Source organism: Paragemmobacter kunshanensis (assembly GCF_011059185.1).
GTDB lineage: Bacteria > Pseudomonadota > Alphaproteobacteria > Rhodobacterales > Rhodobacteraceae > Paragemmobacter > Paragemmobacter kunshanensis.
In genome coordinates, this window is record NZ_JAALFE010000006.1 from 54179 (window position 1) to 69359 (window position 15181).

The following is a 15181-nucleotide window of genomic DNA, read 5'->3' on the forward strand; positions in this document are numbered from 1 at the left end:
CCTTTTCATTTTCCGCGTGAAATCCGCGACGTGCGGCGATATCAGGCAGGAATGCCAATGGGGGGCGGGTGATGATCTATGCAAGCGGCGCCGAATTTCGCGCGGCATCGGAAAAGCGGGTGCTGCTTTTCGGCATGTCGGGGCTGGGCAAGACGCATCTTTCCAACCTGCTGCGCGATGCGCCGCCCGATCAGGGCGGCGGCTGGTTCCACTATTCCGTCGATTACCGCATCGGCACCCGCTACATGGGCGAATATATCGCCGACAATTTCAAGCGCGAGGCGATGAAGGTTCCGCTCCTGCGCGACCTGCTGATGACGGACAGCGTCTATATCGCCTCCAACATCACCTTCAACAATCTTGCCCCCCTCTCCACCTATCTGGGCAAGCCGGGCGATCCGGCGCGCGGCGGCGTGCCTTTCGCCGAATATTGCAAGCGTCAGGCCCAGCACCGCGAGGCCGAGATTGCCGCCCTGCTGGATACGACGCGCTTCATCGAACGGGCGCGCGAGATCTATGGCTATTCCAACTTCGTCTGCGACAGCGGCGGGTCGATCTGCGAGGTGGTGGATGCGGCAAACCCCGCCGATCCGGTGATGCGCGCCCTGTCGGAAAACCTGCTGCTGGTCTGGATCAAGGGGTCCGAGGCGCATCGGGCGGAACTTGTCCGCCGCTTCGACCGCGCGCCGAAGCCGATCTACTATCAGCCGGATTTCCTGGCCGGGCTCTGGGCGGAATATCTGGCGCAGGAGAAGAAGCCCGAAAGCGCCGTGGATCCCGATGCCTTCCTGCGCTTTGGCTATGCGCGCATCCTGGACCATCGCCAGCCGCGCTATGCGGCCATGGCCGAATGGGGCGTCACCGTCACCGCCGAGGAGGTGGCCGAGGTGCGCGATCCCGCGGGCTTTGCCGATCTGGTGGCGCGGGCGATCGACCGGCGCTAGCTAGCGGCAGCGCCCTTCGGCCTGCCCGATGGCCAGCGGCGCCCCGGCCATGGTGAACTGGCCTAGCAGGGTGCCGCCCGCATCCTGCACCTCGACCGACTGGCCCGAGGCGAGATGCAGGAAAAGCGGATCGCTCAGGCTGATCGGAGCAAAGCCCACCACCCCCTTGACCGTGAACTCTGCCGGGCGCGGGCGGCCATCCACCACAAAGACCACCGCGCCCGTCCCGGCATAGGGCGACAGCGCAAGGACCGAGGGATAGCCTTTGGCGCAAAGCCAATCGAGCCGCGTTCCCCGCGTCTCATCCATGACGCCGGCGAACATGCCCGTGCCATCGCTGCCGGGGCCATGCGTCCAGCCTGCGCCCGGCCCTGCCGCAAGGGGCATGGCGGGGGCGGCAGGGGGTGCAGCAGCCTCTGCCTGCGGCGCGCTGCCATCCTGCGGCACCGAAGGGCGGGATTGCGGACGCGGCGACTGTGCCAGACCGGTTTCGGGGGCCGGGGCCGCGGGCGCGGCACTGGCCGCGGCGCCCTGCCCCGGTTCGGGACTGCAGAATTCGGCAACGCAGGCGGAATATTCGGCGCTGGCCGCGCCCGGCGAATTGGCAAGGCAGGCCCAGACGCAGCGCTGCTCTGCCATCGGGTCCGCCTCCTGGGCCGCGACGGCAGAGGCCATCGTAAGGGACAGAAGAAGGGCCGGGGGCAGGCAGGCACGCATGGGGCAGGATCCTTGATGGTCGGCGGGCATGGTCGGCGCAAGGGCCGCCCGCCCTGCCCGACCGTGGGCGAGGCCCGGGCCAAGGTCAAGCCGTGGCCGCCCGGAAGAACGCCCCCGGCTTGAAGTTCGGCTGAAATCCGATTACCTCCCTGCGCTGTTGCCCAGCCTGCCCGAGGATATGGATGCCCATCACCCTGCCAGAGACCCTGCCCGCCTATGACGTTCTGCGGAACGAGGGCGTCATGGTCATGTCGCCCGAACGTGCGGCGCGGCAGGATATCCGGCCGCTGCGCATCGGTCTTCTGAACCTGATGCCGAAGAAGATCCAGACCGAGAACCAGTTCGCCCGCCTGATCGGGGCCACGCCGCTGCAGATCGACCTGCATCTGATCCGCATGACGGAACACCAGACCCGCAACACCGCCGCCGAACATATGGAAACCTTCTATCGCCCCTTCCAGGAGGTTCGGGACGAGAAGTTCGACGGCCTCATCATCACCGGCGCGCCCATCGAACACCTGCCCTTCGAGGATGTCACCTATTGGGACGAGCTGTGCGAGGTCTTCGACTGGACGCAGACCCATGTGCAATCCACCTTCGGCGTCTGCTGGGGGGGGATGGCGATGATCAACCACTTCCATGGCGTCGAAAAGCACATGCTGCCGAAAAAGGCCTTCGGCTGCTACCGCCACCGCAACCTTGCGCCGACCTCGCCCTTCCTGCGGGGGTTCTCGGATGATTTCGTGATCCCCGTCAGCCGCTGGACGGAAATGCGCCAGGCCGAGATCGACGGCAAGCCCGGCCTGCGCACGCTGCTGGGCTCCGATGAGGTGGGCCCCTGCCTGGTCGAGGATGCCGCCCATCGCGCGCTCTATATCTTCAACCATTTCGAATATGACAGCGACACGCTGAAACAGGAATATGATCGCGACGTGGCCAATGGCACGCCGATCAATGTGCCGATGAACTATTATCCCGATGACGATCCCGCGATGCCCCCCCTCAATCGCTGGAGAAGTCACGCCCATCTTCTATATGGCAACTGGATCAACGAGATTTACCAGTCCACGCCCTATGAGATCGCCGAGATTGGCACTTAGCCTGCTTCTTGCCGCCACCGCCATCGGCGGCTGCGCCCTGCTGACAGACCGCCGCGCCACCGCGCGCGAAGTAGCGGCCGAGGCGGACTATCCCCCCACCGGGCAGATCCTGATGGTCGAAGGGCGGCGCGTGCATGCCCATGTGCAGGGCCAAGGCCCCGACCTCGTGCTGATCCATGGCGCCAGCGGGAATACGCGCGACTTCACCTTCGCGCTGGTGGACAGGCTGGCGCAGGATTACCGCGTCATCGCCTTCGATCGCCCGGGTCTGGGCTGGTCCGATGACATGGGGCCAGAGGGCATCAGCCCGATGATGCAGGCCCGCCTCCTGCAGGCCGCCGCCGATCAACTGGACGTGCGCCGCCCCATCGTTCTGGGCCACAGCTATGGCGGGGCGGTGGCCATGGCCTGGGGGCTGACGGATACGCCCGATACGGCGGCGCTGGTCATCGTTTCCGGGGCGACGATGCCCTGGCCCGGGGGCCTTGGCCCCTTCTATGCCATCACCGGCAGCCGGATCGGGGCCGCGACCGTGATCCCCGCCATCACCGCCTTTGCCCCGCCGGACCGGGCCGAAGCCGTGATCGATGGCATCTTCGCCCCCGCCCCGCCCCCGCCCGGCTATGCCGATTACGTCGGCGCGGGCCTGACCATGCGGCGCGACACGCTGCGCATCAACGCGGCCCAGGTGACGGGGCTGAAGCCCCATGTCACCCGCATGGCCGAGGCCTATCCCCGGCTTGTCCTGCCGGTCGAGATCCTGCATGGCACGGCCGATACCATCGTCCCCGCGCGCATCCATGCGGTTCCCCTGTCGGAACGCCTGCCCGATGCCGCGCTGACCCTGATCCCCGACGCCGCCCATATGCCCCATCACAGCCATCCCGACGCGGTGATCGCCGCCATTCACCGCGCCGCAGCCCGCGCCGGATTGCGCTGACCGCGCCCATCGCCATACTGATGCGCGCAGACCAGCGCGAGGATGCCATGACAGACCTTCCCTTCGATGCCGCGATCACCCGCTATTTCGAAAAGGGCGCCCCGAAGGCGATCCGCAAGGCCATCGAGAAGGCCGGGAAGGATGACATCCTGACCCCGTCCTATCCCTATGACGCCGAGATGAAGCGCAAGGACTATGATGCCGCGATGGAGGGTCTGCAGCGCCAGCTTGTGCGGATGCAGGCCGATATCAAGGCCAGCGGCAAGCGCGTCATCGTCATTTTCGAAGGGCGCGACGCCGCCGGCAAGGGCGGCACCATCGACGTCATGCGCGAAAACCTGAACCCGCGGGTCTGCAATGTCGTGGCGCTCTCCAAACCATCCGACCGCGAGTCGGCAAGCTGGTATTTCCAGCGCTATGTCGACTGGCTGCCCGCCGCGGGTGAAATGGCGATGTTCGACCGCAGCTGGTATAACCGCGCCATGGTGGAACATGTCTTCGGCTTCTGCACGCCCGCGCAGCGCGAAACCTTCTTCCGCCAGCTGCCGGAATTCGAACATATGCTGGTGGATGAGGGATTCACCCTCGTGAAGCTCTGGCTGGAAGTGGGCCGCGCGGAACAGTTGCGGCGGTTCCTGGCGCGGGAACAGGATCCGCTGAAGCAATGGAAGCTTTCGCCCATCGACATCGAAGGTCTGGGAAAATGGGATGAATATTGCGCCGCCATTGATGAAACGATGGCGCGCTGCCATTTCGACTTTGCCCCCTGGACGGTGATCCTGTCCGATGACAAGAAACGCGCCCGCATCGCCGCCATCCAGACGGTGCTGCGCGCGGTGGATTTCAAGGGCAAGGATGACGCGCTGATCGGCACGCCCGATCCGGCGATCTGTGGCGGGCCGGACCTGCGCCCGAAGGAGTGAGATGAAGCACGGCTATCACCACGGCAACCTGCGGCAGGCGCTGGTCGAGGCGGCGCTTGTCCTGATTGCCGAACGGGGACCGACGGGTTTCACCCTGTCCGAGGCGGCCAAGCGCGCGGATGTGACGCCCGCCGCCGTCTATCGCCATTTCGCGGGCCGCGACGACCTGATCGCCGAAGTGGCCCGCCAAGGCTATGACATCTTCGCCGCCCTGATGGAATTCGCCTATAATGACGGCCAGCCCACCGCGCTGGCCGCCTTCGAGGCGACGGGCCGCGCCTATCTGGCCTTTGCCCGCAAATATCCCGGCCATTACATGGCCATGTTCGAAAGCGGCCTGTCCTTCAACGCGCATCCTGACCTCGCGCTTGTGGCCACCAAGGCGCGCGGCGTTCTGGAAAAGGCCGCCGAGAAACTGTCGGAACAGATGCCCGCCGACCGCCGACCCCCGGCCACGATGTTCTCAGCCCATGTCTGGGCCATGAGCCATGGCGTGGTGGAGCTCTACATGCGCGGCGCACCGGGGGCGAAATCGCCCTTCACGCCCGAAGACCTGCTGGAGGCCGGGATAGGCATCTACCTGCGCGGTCTTGGCCTGCTGCCCCCCGACTGCTGACGGGCCTGCGCCCAACCGGGCCGCGTAGGGCGGGGTTCACCCCGCCATTCTCGCCAAAGGTAAGGCGGGGTTAACCCCGCCCTACCGGAACAGGACCAGCGCCCCCGGCGACCAGCCCACCCGCGCCCGGGCGCCGCGATCCAGAACCGGACGGCCAAAGACATTGCGCATCGAGATGCGCACCGGGGCCTCGGTCCCGTCGATCCGCACGTCGTAATAGGTCATGTCGCCGAAATAGACGACCTCCTCGATGGTCGCCATGCTTTCGCGATCCGTGGCCGCGCTGCCCTCGTAAAGGATGGTCAGCGTCTCGGGCCGGAAGCCCACGGTCGCCCCTTCGGCGGTGGCTCCGCCCATGACCTGACTGGCCTCGATATGGATGCGGCCAAAGCCCGCCGCGTCGATCTCCACCGCATCGCTGCTCTCGGACAGAACCTTGGCGGGAAGGAAGTTCATCGTTCCGATGAAATCCGCCACCTTGCGGCTGTTGGGGCGACGATAGAGCGTTTCGGGATCGGCCAGCTGCGCGATCTCGCCTTCAAACATCACGGCGATCCGGTCCGACATGACCAGCGCCTCTTCCTGATCATGGGTGACCAGGATGAAGGTGATGCCCACCTGCCGCTGCAGGCGGATCAGTTCCACCTGCATCTGTTCGCGCATCTTCTTGTCCAGCGCCGAAAGCGGTTCATCCAGCAGCAGCACCTTCGGCTTCAGGATCAGCGCCCGCGCCAGCGCCACGCGCTGCCGCTGCCCGCCCGACAGGGCATGCGCGGCGCGGCTGCCATAGCCTTTCAGCCCCACCATCTCCAAGGCCTCGGCCACGGCCTTGGCCTTTTCCTCCTTCGACCGCGTGTCGCGGCGCAGGCCGAAGCCCACATTCTCGGCCACCGACAGATGCGGGAAGATGGCGTAGGACTGGAACACCATGTTGGTCGGGCGCTTGTTGGCCGGCACCCCGGCCATGTCACGCCCGTCGATCAGCACGGCGCCCGAGGAAATCCCCTCGAACCCCGCGATGGTGCGCAGAAGCGTGGTCTTGCCACAGCCCGAGGGGCCAAGCAGCGAAAAGAACTCGCCCGGGCGGATCGTCGCCGTGATCCCGCGCAGGGCGTGGTAATCGCCGTAATATTTGTGGACGTCCCGGAACTCGATCATCGTGTCATTGGTGGTCACAGGAAGCCTCCGGTATCCTTGCCGCCCGACCGGGCGATGCCGCGACGGCGGAAATATTCAGCGATTGCAAGAAGGGTGATGGACAGAAGGACAAGGATCGTCCCCAGCGCCATGATGGCGGGCACCTTGGCCGGAAAGCGGAACTGTCCGTAGATATAGACCGACAGCACGGTTTCGTTGCCGCCAAGGAAATAGGCGATGATGAACTCGTCCAGGCTGATGGTGAAGCAGATCAGCAGCGACGAGATGATCCCCGGCATGACCAGCGGCAGGATGATCAGCCAGAAGGTGGAAAGCGGCGTCTCGCCCAGGTCATAGGCCGCCTCTTCCAGCGAATTGTCCAGCGATTGAAAGGCCGAAGACAGGATCGCCACGGCAAAGGGCGTGCAGATCAGGACATGGCCCAGGATGATGGTGAAGATCGACAGCTCGATCCCCACCGCCAGCAGCACCACCAGCATGGACATGGCCACGATCATTTCCGGCAGCACGAGGGGCAGCATGATCAGGCCCATGATCCCGGCCTTGGCGGGGAACTTGAACCTTGTGCTGGCGCGCGCCGCGAACAGGCCCAGCGTGGTGGAAATCACGGCGACCGAGATCGAGATCGTCATGGAATTGCGCACCGCATTCCACAGCGTCACATCGGCCCACATCTCCTTGAACCAGTTGGTGGTGAATCCCTGCAGCGGGAAGGCGATCACCTTGCTGTCGTTGAAGGCAAAGATCGGCAAAAGGACGATCGGCGCATAGAGAAAGACCAGATAGGCGATGGTATAGCTGCGAAAGAGCGGCGACTTCATTTCGCACCTTTGAGGAAGCGTCGGTTGAGCAACAGGAAGACCACGCTGACAATGGCCACGACCAGCATCGCCGTCACCGCGATGGCAGAGCCAAGCTCGCGGTTGTTCTGTTTCAGAAGCGTGCCCTCGATCCGGTTGGCGATCATCGGCAGCTTGCCCCCGCCGATCAGATCGGGCGTCACATAATCGCCCACCGTGGGGATGAAGACGATCAGCACCGCCGCGATGACACCGGGCATCGACAGGGGCAGCGTCACGCGGATGAAGGTCATGATCTGGCTTTCGCCCAGATCGCGGCCCGCCTCAAGGAAGGACCGGTCGATCTTTTCCAGCGACACGAAGATCGGCAGGATCGCGAAGGGCGCATAGGCATGGGCCAGCGTCATCACCAGCGCGGGCACGTTGTAATTGATCGCCTGCAGCGGTTCGTCGATCAGGCCCAGCGAAATCAGCCCGGAATTGATCACCCCGTTATAGCCGAGGATCACCTTCCACAGGAACACCCGGATCAGGTAGCTGGTCCAGAAGGGAATCGTGATCAGGAACAGCCAGAGCGATTTCCGCTCGGGCTTGACATAGAAGCTGACGAAATAGGCCACCGGATAGGCCAGAACCACCGTCGCCAGCGTGACCGAGAAGGACACGGTCAGGGACCGCATGATCAAAAGCTGGTTGATCCGGTCCGACCAGGCGGTGGCGTAATTCTCCAGCCCGAAACCGCCATCGCGCAGCGAAAGCGAATAGAACAGGACCGTGGCCAGCGGTGCCGCCAGCAGCAGGACCGCGTAGATCAAGGTCGGGCTGACAAGCAGCAAGCCGCTTCTCGCCTCGGAGCGGGTTTCCCCGCCCTTTCCGGTGCTGGTCGCCATCATGCCCCCTGTTGGCACGTTTATTGATCTTTGATCAAAACTAGACGCAATCCGATCCCTGACGCAAGGGACAGACGCGCAGACAAGGGGCCCGGGCGGCGAAATCTTCCGCAATCGCCCGAAGTTTCATCGCCACCCGACGCCAGGGGAAGATGCGGTCAGCCCGCCACACGCTCGATCGAGATCGCGCGTTTCTTCAACTCGTCATAAAGTGTCGGCAGAACCCGCAGGCTGCCCACGGCGACGCGCAGCGCATCGGAAAGCTTGCCTTCCGGGGCCTGCCCCTCGACGCGCCAGACCATGCGACGCGTCACACCGTCATCATAGACGATTTCCATGCCGCCATTGCGGGCCTTGCGAATACCAAGAAAATCGGCGCCGCCATGCGGCGCGTGAAAGAATGCCTGCTGTCCCATTTTCGGGTCCATATGTTTGCTGCTCGTGCCCCGAAAGGAAAACCGGCCGCGCGTGGTTGCGTCAATCAATCGTTAACGATTGCGATACAATTTCCCGAATCCGCGCCATCGCCGCCACAGATTGGCCCTTCCTGGCCGCGGATTGTGACAATCCGCCCCCGAATTGCCATGATTACGCCACAATTCAGGACGCGTCAGACAGCGGGCGGGTCATAGGGCGGGCGCGACAGAAGCGTGGCCAGACGCTCCATCGACTGGGTGAAGCGCTCTTCGGGGATATGGCCCGCCAGCGCGATGCGCACCGCCTGCGGGGCGCGCCCATGGATCAGCGCATATTCATCGGCCGACCGCAGCAGCACGCCCTCGGCTTCGGCCATGCGGGTAAAGGTCGAGGCCCGCCACCCCTGCGGCAGGTTCAGAAAGGCAAAGCGCAGCCCCGGCTGCCAGCACAGATCGAAGCGTCCCAGATGATTGACCATGATCCGGATCCGGCTGGCCAGATCCTCGCCCACGCGGCGGCGGATCGCCTCGGCGGTGCCGCTCTGGAACAGATGCAGGCACAGATCACTCACGGCCTTGGGCAGCGCAAAGAAGGCGTGCTGTGCCGTCAGCCGCCCGGTTTCCCCCATGCCGGCGGGACAGACGACATAGCCGAACCGCAGCGCGGCCGAGATCGTCTTGGACAGGCTGCCGACATGCCAGACCCGTTCCGGCGCAAGCGCGCGCAGGGCGGGCCATTCGCTTTCGGACAGGGTATAGCAGTCGTCCTCGATCACCTGCAGGTCGAAATGCCGGGCGATGGCGGCGATGCGGGCGCGGCGATCCGGCGTCATCCGGGCGGTGGTGGGGTTCTGCGCCTCGGTCGTCAGGCACAGCACCTGCGCGCCATGGCGGCGGCAGGCGGCCTCCAGCGCTTCGGGGATCATGCCCTGATCATCGGTTTCCACGCCGATCACTTCGGCCCGGGCAAGGCGGGCGGCATGGCGAAAGCCGGGATAGGCCAGTTCCTCGGTCAGCACGACGGGGCGATCCCCGCGCAGACAGCAGAGCAGGATCAGCGAAATCGCATTCTGCCCCCCCGCCGTCAGGGCGATGTCATCGGCCGAAACCGGCCCCAGATCGCGGTCGCCCAGCCAATCGCACAGCGCCGCGCGCAAGGGCACCTCGCCGCGCTGGGTGGGATAGTCGATCCAGTCCTCGCCGATGCGGGGCAGGATGTCCTGAAGTGCTGCGCGGAAGGCATCCGCCTGGCCCACATCGGGCAGGCGCGGGGCGCGCAGGTCGATCCGGCCATGCAGTTGATCGGGTTCGCGTTCCAGCAGCAGGGGCTGGGTCGGCCCAAGGCGCGGCGCGCGGGCGGCAACGAATGTGCCGCGCCCGACCGTTGCCGCCAGAAGACCTTCCTGCGTCGCCAGCGCATAGGCGCGCGACACGGTGCCCGGCGTCACCCCCAGCGCCCAGGCCAGATCGCGCACGGTCGGCAATTGGGCGGATTGCGGCAATTCCCCCGAACGGATCGCCTCGCGCAGGGCGCGCGACAGGGCCAGGTATTTGGGGCCGGGATAGGCGGAAAGGTCTGGCTTCCATATTGTGCTGATCACAATGTTCCTCTGGCCCCAGCTTTCAACTCATTGTATCAATCTTCTTAACGTAACGCCTTTCTTGTATCAATACAAAAGGAATGAGACGATGGCCGCCCGTTCGATGCCCGCCGCGATCCCTGCCAGCCTGCCGCCGCTGTCGCGCCTGCTGGTCACCGTCGGGCTGACCCTGGCCGCATGGGAAACCCGCCTGCGCGGGCGTCATGCGCTGGCGCGGCTGGACGATCACCTGTTGCGTGACATCGGCATGACCCATGACTGCCGGGCCGACGAATTGCGCAGGCACTTCTGGCAGGACTGACCTTCCCAAGACAGATCCCCGAGATTGATCCCCTGACTGGGCCGGTTCCATCCGGCCCTTCTTTTTTGGCCGCCCCCGCCCGCAGAAATGCGAAACGGCGGGCCGTGGCCCGCCGCTTCCCTCTCTGCAATCGCAGGCTTCCGCCCGGATCAGCCGTTTGCCAGGATCGACCGGATCAGCGCGGCCGCGCCGCTTTCGTCGCTGTGGACGGCATTCGCGATGGCGCGGGCCTGGGCCGGGGTCAGGTTGTCCAGATCGGCATTCGGCACCAGCTGGCGCGCTTCCATCTTGGTGGCGGTGGTCAGCTCGCCATCCACGTTCATGGCGAAGGAAGCGGTCGACGAAGCGGCGACAAGGGCGGTGACAGCAAGGATCTTTTTCATGATGCTTTCCTTATTGAAGTCGGTCGTTGGTTGAACCCGGTTCCGGGTCAGGCCGTCCGTGGCCTGGTGAGATGGATATGGCCCCTGCCCTTCCATTTGAAAAATCACAAGAAAATCGCACTCCCTCACGCAGATGTGGCCGCTGTGAGGTGAAACTTTTTCCGCAGGTCCCTTCCGGCCCCTTCTGGCCGTCCAAACCGCCCTGAAAGGGCCAAGTCGGGGCTGCGGCCCGGAAAATCCCCTCACGCAGCGGTGATCTCTCTGGATGGAACCCGTGAAACGGGGGGCTTGCAAGTGACCTGTGCAAAAAGGCACAGAACCGCCCCGCCGCCCCGAATGCAAAAGGCCCGCCATGGGGCGGGCCTTTCGAAGGATGTGACGCGGATCAGCGCTTGGAGAACTGGAAGGACCGGCGGGCCTTTGCCTTGCCGTATTTCTTCCGTTCCACCACGCGGCTGTCGCGGGTCAGGAAGCCTGCCGCCTTCAGCGCCGGGCGCAGCGAGGGTTCGTAAAGCTGCAGCGCCTTGGAGATGCCATGCTTCACCGCGCCCGCCTGGCCGGAAAGACCGCCGCCTGCCACGGTGGCATAGACGTCGAACTGGCCTTCCACATTGGCGATCTGGAAGGGCTGCTTCAGGATCATCTGCAGCACGGGACGGGCGAAGTAGACGGCCATTTCCTTGCCGTTCACCACAACCTTGCCGGAGCCGGGCTTCACCCAGACGCGGGCGACCGCGTCCTTCCGCTTGCCGGTCGCATAGGAACGGCCAAGCGCATCACGCACGGGGGTCTTCGGGGCAGCAGCTTCCGCAGCGGCGGGAGCGGCCGAACCGGAGACGGCCGATTTCAGATCGTCGAGGGATTTGATGTCGGCCATGATCAGGCGCTCCGCGTGTTCTTCGGGTTCAGGACGCGCAGGTCCAGAACGGTGGGCTGCTGGGCTTCGTGCGGATGGGCGGCACCCGCATAGACGCGCAGGTTGGTCATCTGCTGGCGGCCCAGACGGTTGCGGGTGATCATCCGCTCGACGGCCTTGATCACCACACGCTCGGGGTGGTTGCCTTCCAGCACCTGGCGCGCGGTGCGGCTCTTGATGCCGCCCGGATGGCCGGTGTGCCAGTAATAGACCTTGTCGTCGCGCTTCTTGCCGGTCATCTGGATCTTGTCGGCGTTGATCACGATGACATTGTCACCCATGTCCATATGGGGGGTGAAGGTCGGCTTGTTCTTGCCGCGCAGGATGTTGGCGACGATCGTGGCGAGGCGGCCCAGAACGATGCCTTCGGCATCGATCAGGATCCACTTCTTCTCGATGTCCGCCGGCGTAGCCGTGAAGGTTTTCATCTCGAACCCTGTGAAGTTGAAGCGAGGGCGAACCCCCGGAATCTCGGATGGCGGCTTATCGCGCCTTGTCGCCTTGCGGTCAAGGGCGACGGATCAGTTTTAATACAGGTATTTCAATGGTTTGTCAAAACGGTATCCGAATACCCCATCTCTTGGGGCGATTTTCGCCCGCGACCGGCCCCTATCGCAGCTTCGGCGGGCGGTCCGGGTCCATCCCGGGGGCAGAGGGCGCGGTCGGGGCCTTGGGCGCCGCGCGGGCCGGCAGGTCGATCCGCGTGGCAACGGCGGCGATCCTGCCCGCGGCCGGGTCCGGGCTGGCCAGAAAGGCCACGTCCAGCGCGCCAAGATCGACGCCGGAAAAGGCCACCGCCTCATGCGCGGCGCGGGCAAGGGCAGCCTCGGCCCCCGAGGCCGGGTCGAGGAACACCAGCATATGGCCATGGCGGCCATCGCGATAGGTGACGCCTGCCAGCAAGGCCGCCGTGGCCAGCCCCGCCGCCATGCCCAGCTTGCGCCGCAGCCTTTCTTCCACCGGCCCGATCAGGGCCACCGGCGGATGAAAGCGCTCGGGCACCGCCTCGATCTCTTCGGGGCCGTCCTCCAGCATGCCCGCCAGCCAATCCATCGCCTCGGGCGGCAGGATCATCTGCGACGGGGCCGATCCCAGATTGACCCCCAGCCCGATCCCCTGCCCCGCCAGTTGCTGGGCGATCACCCGCCCCGGCAGGGCGGCATAGGGGGCGATCCCGCCCGAAAACTCGGCCATCCGCTCTTCCAGATCGAAGATCAGCACGACAGGGCCGCTTTCCAGCGGAAAGACCCGGGGCTTCAGATCGGTGCCCTGCGCTTCCTCTTCCAGCAGCAGGAAGAATTCCCCATCGGCCAGGCATTCGAAGAATCGCAGCCGGTCGGTCTCATCCGCGCCATCACGTTCCATCGCGGCATGGGCGGCATCCAGCGGTGTCATCGGTCTGTCTCCATCACGGTGCGGATCGCGCGGCGCAGTTCGGGCAGCAGCTCGGAGCCGAACCAGGGATTGCGGCGCAGCCATCCGGTATTGCGCCAGGACGGATGGGGCAAGGGCCAGATGCCCCGCGCGGCATGGCTGCGCCAATCCGCCACCCTCGGGCTGACAGCCCCGGGGCCAAGATGCCAGCGCTGCGCGGCCCCGCCGATGGCCAGGATCAGCCGGATCTCCGGCAGGGCCTGCATCACCCTGCCCCTCCATTGCCGCGCGCAGATGGTGGGGGGCGGCAGGTCGCTTCCCTTGCCGTCCTGGCCCGGAAAGCAGAAGGCCATCGGGACGATGGCCACCCGGCCGCGATCATAGAAGTCCGGCTCGCTCAATCCCGTCCAGTCGCGCAGCCGGTCGCCCGAGGGATCGGTGAAGGGCCGGCCCGAGGCATGCACCCGCGTCCCCGGCGCCTGTCCCGCGATCAGCAGGCGCGCGCCGGGGGCGAACCAGGCGACGGGGCGGGGATCATGGCGGGTCGCGGTGGCCGCGAAGCGATCGGCACAGATCCTGCAAGCGCGGATCGACCCGATCAGGTCGGCGGCAGACTCCGGCAGGGGCGCAGGCGGGGACGCAGGCGGGGAAGCTTTCGGGGGCGTAGGGAGAGGGATGCGGGACATGGCAAGGCTTCTTGGGGTATTCCGGATCGACAGGGGCGCAGGATGGGCGGTTCATGGCGTGCAGGCAACACCCGCCGCCACCCCGGCGCGATTCCCCTTGCAGAGTACGGGGCGCGCGCTTAGGCCGCCTGCAGACAGTCACGCCAGGGGCTATGCGCCGATGTATCGCGTCTCTCCCTTCGTTCGCCGCTTTGCCTGGGCCCTTCTGGGCGGCGCGGGATTGGCGACGGCCTGGGTCAACCTGTCGCCCGGCAGCTATTACGATGCGATGGAATACCGGCTGCTCGACCTGCACAAACCCGTCTGGATCGCGGGCGAGACGCTGGTGATCACGCCGATCACCGTGGTGTCGGATCTGCTGATGGCCTTCTTCATGTTCTTCGTGGGCAAGGAGCTGTGGGAGGCGCTGGTCCTGAAACGCGGGGCGCTGTCTGGGCGGCGCGCGCTTCTTCCCGCCGGGGCGGTGCTGGGCGGCTGCCTTGGGGCGGTGCTTGTCTGGCTTGGCCATGCCGCGCTCTTCAATGCCGAGGAATGGGTCTCCTGGTGGGCGGGCTGGCCCTTGCCCATCGGATCCGAGATCGTGCTGGGCTATGTCGCGGGGCGCATGGTCTTTGGCGCGGGGCATCCGGCGCTGCATCTGCTTTTGCTGATCAGCATCGCGACGAATATCTTGGGGCTGCTGACGCTTGGCCTCGCCTTTCCGCCCGCCGATCTGCAGCCCCTCTGGCTTCTGTTGCCGCTGGCGGCGGCGATCGGGGTGAACCGCCTGTTCGGACGGGCCGTCGCGCCGACGGCCAGCGAAAGGGAACGGCGGCGCGGCATGGCGATCTGGCCCTATATGGTGGCGGGGGCGCTGTCCTGGTTCGGGATGGTGGCCGCGGGCCTGCCCGGCGCGCTTGGCCTTCTGCCGATCATCCCCGCCATTCCCCATGCCGACCGCGCCTTCGGCCTGTTCGCCGAGGCCGAGGAATACCTGCATGATCCGCTGAACCGGATGGCGCATCTTCTGGTCAAGCCGCTGTCGGTCGTCCTTTTCCTCTTCGGGATGGTGCAGGGCGGCGTCGATCTGGGGGCGTTTGCCCCGACGACGCTGACCGTGCTGGCCGCGCTCTGGCTGGGAAAGCCTGCGGGGCTGGTGCTGGGCGCGCTGGCCGCGGCGCGGCTTTTCCGCGTGCCGATGCCCGCCGGGATCCGCATCCGCGATCTGGTGCTTGTGGCGGTGATCTCGGGCATCGGCTTCACGGCCCCGGTCCTCGCCATCGACGGCGCCCTGCCCGGCGGCGCCATGGCCGAGGCCGCGCGCCTTGGCCTTGCGCTGTCGCTTCTTGCCTGGCCCGCCGCACTTCTGCTGAAACGCTTGCTCGCCCGCTAAAACCGGCGGCGGGTTTCACGTATCTGCAAGGAAACAGTGAGAGG

At 65.7% G+C, this 15181-nt stretch carries 18 protein-coding genes; 7 read left to right on the forward strand and 11 right to left on the reverse strand.

Going from position 1 to position 15181, the window contains the following annotated elements; translation table 11 throughout:
- Positions 1–71: 71 nt before the first annotated feature.
- Complete coding sequence (locus tag G5V65_RS08020; RefSeq protein ID WP_165048745.1) at positions 72–944, forward strand: ATPase; 873 nt, start codon at positions 72–74, stop codon at positions 942–944.
- On the opposite strand, the gene G5V65_RS08025 is transcribed toward G5V65_RS08020, so the two are convergent.
- Positions 945–1661, reverse strand: coding sequence for a hypothetical protein (locus tag G5V65_RS08025; protein WP_165048747.1), 717 nt, complete (start codon positions 1659–1661; stop codon positions 945–947). It abuts the gene before it with no gap.
- A 182-nt stretch (positions 1662–1843) separates the two neighbouring features.
- On the opposite strand from G5V65_RS08025, the gene metA reads away from it, so the two are divergent.
- The 4 genes from metA to G5V65_RS08045 are packed head-to-tail and all read left to right on the forward strand — an operon-like array spanning position 1844 to position 5240.
- Entirely contained in the window at positions 1844–2761 is a 918-nt protein-coding gene (metA, locus tag G5V65_RS08030; protein WP_165048749.1) for a homoserine O-acetyltransferase MetA, read from the forward strand.
- On the forward strand, positions 2751–3701 hold the full coding sequence (locus G5V65_RS08035) for an alpha/beta fold hydrolase (RefSeq protein WP_241250495.1): 951 nt from the start codon (positions 2751–2753) through the stop codon (positions 3699–3701). The genes metA and G5V65_RS08035 overlap by 11 nt, the downstream gene beginning before the upstream one ends.
- Before the next feature lie 47 nt (positions 3702–3748).
- Positions 3749–4624, forward strand: a complete 876-nt coding sequence (ppk2, locus tag G5V65_RS08040; protein WP_165048753.1) for a polyphosphate kinase 2 — start codon at positions 3749–3751, stop codon at positions 4622–4624.
- Position 4625: 1 nt separating this feature from the next.
- Positions 4626–5240, forward strand: a complete 615-nt coding sequence (locus G5V65_RS08045; protein WP_165048755.1) for a TetR/AcrR family transcriptional regulator — start codon at positions 4626–4628, stop codon at positions 5238–5240.
- A gap of 81 nt (positions 5241–5321) precedes the next feature.
- On the opposite strand, the gene G5V65_RS08050 is transcribed toward G5V65_RS08045, so the two are convergent.
- From G5V65_RS08050 to G5V65_RS08070, 5 genes are all read right to left on the reverse strand, one after another.
- On the reverse strand, positions 5322–6398 hold the full coding sequence (locus tag G5V65_RS08050; protein WP_165048974.1) for an ABC transporter ATP-binding protein: 1077 nt from the start codon (positions 6396–6398) through the stop codon (positions 5322–5324).
- A 14-nt stretch (positions 6399–6412) separates the two neighbouring features.
- Positions 6413–7219 carry an ABC transporter permease gene (locus tag G5V65_RS08055; protein WP_165048757.1) on the reverse strand — a complete coding sequence of 269 codons (807 nt, stop codon included), beginning with the start codon at positions 7217–7219 and terminating at the stop codon, positions 6413–6415.
- Positions 7216–8088 (reverse strand): ABC transporter permease, encoded by an 873-nt coding sequence (locus G5V65_RS08060; protein WP_165048759.1) that lies wholly within the window; start codon positions 8086–8088, stop codon positions 7216–7218. The genes G5V65_RS08055 and G5V65_RS08060 overlap by 4 nt, the downstream gene beginning before the upstream one ends.
- A 158-nt stretch (positions 8089–8246) precedes the next feature.
- On the reverse strand, positions 8247–8504 hold the full coding sequence (locus tag G5V65_RS08065) for a hypothetical protein (RefSeq protein ID WP_165048761.1): 258 nt from the start codon (positions 8502–8504) through the stop codon (positions 8247–8249).
- A 194-nt stretch (positions 8505–8698) separates the two neighbouring features.
- Positions 8699–10105: an aminotransferase class I/II-fold pyridoxal phosphate-dependent enzyme gene (locus tag G5V65_RS08070; RefSeq protein ID WP_165048763.1), complete on the reverse strand. Its 1407-nt coding sequence runs from the start codon at positions 10103–10105 to the stop codon at positions 8699–8701.
- A gap of 88 nt (positions 10106–10193) precedes the next feature.
- Between G5V65_RS08070 and G5V65_RS08075 the strand changes: the two genes are divergently transcribed.
- The gene (locus tag G5V65_RS08075) at positions 10194–10406 is read left to right on the forward strand and encodes a DUF1127 domain-containing protein (protein WP_165048765.1); all 213 of its coding nucleotides are present in this window, start codon (positions 10194–10196) and stop codon (positions 10404–10406) included.
- Positions 10407–10555: 149 nt separating this feature from the next.
- On the opposite strand, the gene G5V65_RS08080 is transcribed toward G5V65_RS08075, so the two are convergent.
- The 5 genes from G5V65_RS08080 to G5V65_RS08100 all read right to left on the reverse strand — a co-directional run bounded on the left by G5V65_RS08080 (position 10556) and on the right by G5V65_RS08100 (position 13765).
- Positions 10556–10789, reverse strand: a complete 234-nt coding sequence (locus tag G5V65_RS08080) for a hypothetical protein (RefSeq protein ID WP_165048768.1) — start codon at positions 10787–10789, stop codon at positions 10556–10558.
- 385 nt (positions 10790–11174) lie between these two features.
- Positions 11175–11666, reverse strand: coding sequence for a 30S ribosomal protein S9 (rpsI, locus tag G5V65_RS08085; RefSeq protein WP_165048770.1), 492 nt, complete (start codon positions 11664–11666; stop codon positions 11175–11177).
- A 2-nt stretch (positions 11667–11668) separates the two neighbouring features.
- A complete protein-coding gene (gene rplM, locus G5V65_RS08090) occupies positions 11669–12133 on the reverse strand; it encodes a 50S ribosomal protein L13 (RefSeq protein ID WP_165048772.1) in 465 nt (154 codons plus the stop codon).
- Between the two features lie 181 nt (positions 12134–12314).
- Positions 12315–13100, reverse strand: a complete 786-nt coding sequence (locus tag G5V65_RS08095; protein ID WP_165048775.1) for an SseB family protein — start codon at positions 13098–13100, stop codon at positions 12315–12317.
- Complete coding sequence (locus G5V65_RS08100) at positions 13097–13765, reverse strand: uracil-DNA glycosylase family protein (RefSeq protein WP_165048777.1); 669 nt, start codon at positions 13763–13765, stop codon at positions 13097–13099. Before G5V65_RS08100 ends, G5V65_RS08095 begins: the two co-directional genes overlap by 4 nt.
- On the opposite strand from G5V65_RS08100, the gene G5V65_RS08105 reads away from it, so the two are divergent.
- Positions 13764–15137 (forward strand): Na+/H+ antiporter NhaA, encoded by a 1374-nt coding sequence (locus tag G5V65_RS08105; protein WP_165048779.1) that lies wholly within the window; start codon positions 13764–13766, stop codon positions 15135–15137. The genes G5V65_RS08100 and G5V65_RS08105 overlap by 2 nt on opposite strands.
- Positions 15138–15181 lie beyond the last annotated feature (44 nt).